This is a genomic window from Streptomyces sp. YIM 98790, assembly GCF_011421595.1.
Lineage (GTDB): Bacteria > Actinomycetota > Actinomycetes > Streptomycetales > Streptomycetaceae > Streptomyces.
In genome coordinates this window covers 1-4,878 of record NZ_WTLH01000291.1, presented here as the reverse complement: position 1 = coordinate 4,878, position 4,878 = coordinate 1, and the positions used below count along the sequence as shown (strand labels likewise).

Sequence of the window (4,878 nt, the reverse complement as noted above, 5' to 3'; positions counted from 1 at the left end):
GCTGCCCGCCGGGCGCGGGCGGCGGCGCGGCATGGGCGGCGGCGCCGGGCGCGGGCTGCACCGGGTGCTGGCCGGTCTGGCCGGGGCCGCCGGAGGGGGTCAGCTCGGAGCGGAAGTTCTGGTGCAGGTCGGAGACGACCTTGCGGGCGGAGCGGACCAGCAGCGACTTGTCCAGCCGGCCGCGGCGGCGGCCGGCCAGCATGTCGGCACCGGCCTGGTCCTCGGCGATCAGGCCGGCCACCCGGGCCCCGGTGTGACCGGCGATCAGCATCTCGTTGACCTGGCCGGCGACCTTGGCGCCCTGCTGGGGGTCGGCCAGCAGCAGCACGCCGATCTGCGGCCTGCCGAGCTGTGCGGCGCCGCTGCGGCTGCCGCCGTGCAGCTTGCTGCTCAGCGCCTGGGCGCGGTCGCGGACCCGGGCGAGCTGCTCGGGCTGGGTGCGGGTGACCAGCAGCAGCAGCGCGGCGTGCTCCAGCAGGGCGACGGCCGGGGAGCCCGGGCCGAGCCGGCCGAGGTCGGCGATGACGTCGGCGGCGGCCTCCTGGTGCGGCGACTGGGCGAGTTCGGCGAACGCCCTGCCCAGGCCGCTCCACTGGCCGGTCAGGCCGGCCGCCTGCTCGGCGGAGGCCAGGCCCACGATCACGTCCAGGCCCCCGGCCAGCCGCTGGGAGTGGTCCCAGAGCTGTTCGGCGGCGATGCCGCGGCGGGCGGTCGCGGCCAGCGACAGGATGCCGGTACCCGGGTCCAGGGGGCGGCCGTTGCCCCCGACCGAGCGGTAGATCAGATCACCGCCGGCCGGGTCGGCCTCGGCCAGCAGGGCCCGGCGCGGCCACAGGGCGGCCAGCGCCACGGCGGTGGTGGTGACCCCGGGCGCGCCCTTGTCGGCCGCGATTGCGATCAGCGCCATCCTTCACCGCTCCTCTATTCCTGGCTCCCCGAGGGGGCCACGATGGCCACCGCCACATCGCCGCTGGAGGCGGCCCGGGTGATGGGGCCGACTTCGTCCCTGGGCACCCGGACGGTCACCGAGACGTCGCTGCGGCTGCTGCTGCCGGATTCCAGGACCTCGACCTTGGCGCGCTCGCTCAGCACCTCCCGGCTGCCGGCACCACCGGCGCCGGTGCCGTCCTCCCCGGCCTGGGCCGCGTCCTCGGCGTCGTTGCCGACCCAGTAGACGGCCACGGTCTGGCCGACCTCCAGGCCGGTGGGGTACTGGCCCCGGCCCAGCGACAGGCCCACCAGCACGTCGTCCGCGCCGAGCCGGCTGTCCCGGGTGAACATCTCCTCCACCAGCACGGTGCCCTCGACCAGGTCGACGCGGGACCAGACGTCGCCGTTGATGATCTGGTCGCGCTGGCCCCACAGCACGTAGTCCACGCCGTCGGTCTCCGCGACCAGGACCGGGGACATGGCGTCCTCCGTGAGGGGCTGGCCGGCCGGGACGTGCTCGGTGATCCGCACGGCCTCGACACGGTCACCGGCCTGGAGCACCAGCATGGTGGCGCCCAGCGCGCCCACCAGGATCAGCAGCACCGCCAGTGCGGCCAGGGCCGGTTTGCGTTCGCGTGGCGGTGTGGGCAGACGGTCTCCCATGACCGGTCCGGCTGCAACCGGATTCTTCGCGGCCGCAGATACCCGGTTCTGGGTCTTCACGCCACCACCCCCGCGGTAGACAAGCGCCCGGCCGGACGCGCTGCGGTCCGTCGGCGTTCAGGTGCGCAAACGGGCCGCCGGTGAGCAGGATTCAAGGTCGCTGGCACCGTATCAGCCGCCCGAACGGCCCTACAACGCCGTGGCCGTCACACCCCCGCAACAGCGTCCCGGCCCCGCCCGACGGCCATCGGCCGTGGTCAGACGGTGTGCGGTGGCAACAACCGGGCCCGATACCCCTCCTGAAACGGCGGCCGGACGCCGTTGTCCGGACCGCCGGGTGTGCTCTGTCCTCATCATGCCCGCAAACACCGGAGAAGTCCCCCCTGTTCACCCTCCTCCCCGGACCGGACCGGACGGGACCGGACGGGTCGGGGAGGAGGGCGTGACGGCCGGGCCGCGGCCTGTCAGTCGGGGAGCGGGAGGCGGACGGAGAGGGGCTGGCCATCGCCCAGGTGCAGGATGCCGTTCCCCGGCTGCGGGCGTCCCACCGCGGCGCTGCGCGCCAGCTTCAGCCCGATCAGGTCGCCGGAGCGGTGCGTGGCCGGGGAGAGCAGCAGCCCGCGCCGGGCCTTCTTCATCTGCGCCTGCCAGCCGCTGAAGCCGCTGCACACCGTGGTCTCGTCACCGGCGACGACCACGCCGATGCCGCGTTCGGTGCCGCGCACCACCATGTTCTCCAGTTCGGCCTCCATGTCCTTGACGCGGCGGATGTCCTCGGCGTCGTCGGCCATGAACACCATGGGGTGCTCCGGCGAGGCGTCGGCGAAGAGCTCGGCGAGCCGGTCGTTGGTGAACTTGGGGCTGGTGAAGACCTCCAGGACGCCGTCCCGGCCCTGGAACTCCAGCAGCGGGGAGTTGCGCGGGACGGACAGCACCAGGCGGACGCCGTTGCCCAGCAGCACCCGGGCCATCGTGCAGAGCGCGGTGGAGCGGCCGGACTTGGCCTGTCCGGCGATGATGAACGAGCCCTGGCCCTGGGACAGGTCCGGGCCGTATCCGGTGAGTTCGTCGCCGCCGACGCCGATGAGCGACCACATCTTCGCACGGGAGCCCTCCGGGTCGCGCATCTCCCAGGCGTCGGCGAAGGTGAGGCGGGCCGGCAGCACGTCCACCCGGAACGGGCGGCGGGAGCGCGGCAGGTCCGCGTCCCGCCGCTTGGCCGCGTCGCCGATCGCGGACAGCGCCGCGGCCTGCCCCTGGCCGGTCAGGTCGTCGGAGAGCACGGCCACCTGGATCATGGTGGAGCCGCCGGACCGGAACAGCCGGCCGGCCGGGATCTCGTCCGGCATGTCCCGGGCGCGCAGTCCGGCCGACGAGTAGTCGGTGCGGTCCTGGAGCCGGAAGGTGTACTTCTCCTCGCTGAGCGAGGAGATCCGCCCGCTGTGGATCTTCTGGTCACCGGTGATGATCACGTGCACGCCGACGCTGGCGCCCTCCCGCATGAGGAGGAAGAGCTGGTCGGTCAGCGCGCCGGTGTCCACCTCGCCCAGGCTGTTGGTCCAGCCCTCCCAGCGGTCCAGCATGATCACGATGTGCGGCAGCCGCTCCTCGGGGGTGCGGGCGGCGGCCCGCTGCTCGCTGATGTCCGACATGGCGTCCTGCGCCAGCAGCTCCTGACGCCGGGTCACCTCGTCGACCAGCCGCTTGAGCAGCCGCTTGGCCCGGTCCACCTGGGCGCGCCCGACCACCGCGCCGCAGTGCGGCAGCCTGGTCAGGATGTTGAGGGCGCCGTTGCCGCAGTCGAAGGCGTAGAGGTGGACATCGGCCGCCGAGTGGACGCGGGCCAGCGAGCCGGCGATGGTGCGCAGCAGCTGCGAACGGCCGGTGCGCGGTGCGCCCGAGACCAGCAGGTGGCCGAAGGTCTTGAAGTCGATCGCCAGCGAGCGCCGGTCCTGCTGGTCGGGCAGGTCCTCGATGGCCCACGGCGCGGCGGGCAGGGCGCCGGCCGGGGCGGCCGGCGGCAGGGCGTCGAGCTGGATGATCTCGTCCAGCGGCGGCAGCCACGGGGTGTGCTGCTGCGGGATGCCCAGCGCCCGGTTGACCTCGTTGATGGCGGCGACCAGCACCTTCAGGTCGGTGTTCTCGTCGTCCTCCTGCTGCGCGGAGGGCGGGCGCTTGAGCTCCTCGCGGCCCAGGCCGTACCAGTCGAGCTGTTGGGACCAGGGCCGGGACACGGACGGGTCCACGGCCCCGGGCCGCCGGCCGCCCACCCGGCCGGCCTGGAAGGGCAGCAGGGAGGAGGCACCGAGACGGACGTAGGCCCGGCCGGGGGTGGACTTCTGGATCTGCGCGGCGTCCGGCGCGTCCAGCACGTCGGTGGACTCGCTGGCGTCCGTCACCCGGAGCGCGATCCGCAGGTTGGTGTTGGCCCGGATCTCCGGCGAGACCACACCGGTCGGCCGCTGGGTGGCCAGCAGCAGGTGGATGCCGAGCGAGCGGCCCCGCTGGGCGATGTTGACCAGGCCCTTGACGAAGTCGGGCAGTTCCCGGGCCATGGANAGTCGGGCAGTTCCCGGGCCATGGAGGCGAACTCGTCGATGACGATGAGCAGCCGCGGCATGGACTCGTGCCGCCCCGGCTCCCGCTTCAGCAGGTCCTGGTAGTCCTCGATGTCCTTGGCGCCGACGTGCAGCAGGATGTGCTCGCGCCGGGTCAGTTCCGCGCCCAGCGAGCGCAGCGCACGCTCCACCAGCAGGTTGTCCAGGTCGGTGACCATGCCGACGGTGTGCGGCAGCTGGACGCAGTCCTTGAAGGCCGAGCCGCCCTTGTAGTCGACCAGCACGAAGGTCATGTTGTCCGGGGTGTTGGCCACCGCCAGCGAGGCCACGATGGTCTGCAGCAGCTCGGACTTGCCGGAACCGGTGGTGCCGGCGATCAGGCCGTGCGGCCCGTCCCGCCGGATGTCGATGGCGAACGGCCCGTCGTAGGACTGGCCGATGACCGCGACGGTGGACTGCCCGTCCGTCTGCCAGCGGGCCGCGATGGCCTGCGGGGTGGGCGGCTCCAGCTCCAGCACGTCCAGCAGCCGGGCCGAGGAGGGCAGGCCGGCCCCCTCCTCCTCGTCGCTGATGTCCCGCAGCGGGGACAGCGCGCGGGAGATCAGCCGGCACCAGGCGGGGCTGACCAGTTCGGGCAGCACCCCGTGCAGCGGCGCCTGGCCGCGCCGCCCGACCCGCAGCCGGTCGTACGGCAGGGCGGTGGCGGACTCGGCGGCCGCGGTCGCCG

Annotated in this window: 1 protein-coding gene and 2 pseudogenes; all 3 read right to left on the bottom strand. The window is 73.7% G+C overall.

Features of this window, described 5'->3' with window-relative positions; genetic code table 11:
- Window positions 1–907: pseudogene (locus GQS09_RS26875) on the bottom strand (hypothetical protein); the annotation flags it as partial.
- A 14-nt stretch (window positions 908–921) separates the two neighbouring features.
- Window positions 922–1,593 carry a hypothetical protein gene (locus GQS09_RS26870; RefSeq protein WP_165990136.1) on the bottom strand — a complete coding sequence of 224 codons (672 nt, stop codon included), beginning with the start codon at window positions 1,591–1,593 and terminating at the stop codon, window positions 922–924.
- Between the two features lie 464 nt (window positions 1,594–2,057).
- Window positions 2,058–4,878 (bottom strand): annotated as a pseudogene (locus GQS09_RS28795) (FtsK/SpoIIIE domain-containing protein); the annotation flags it as partial.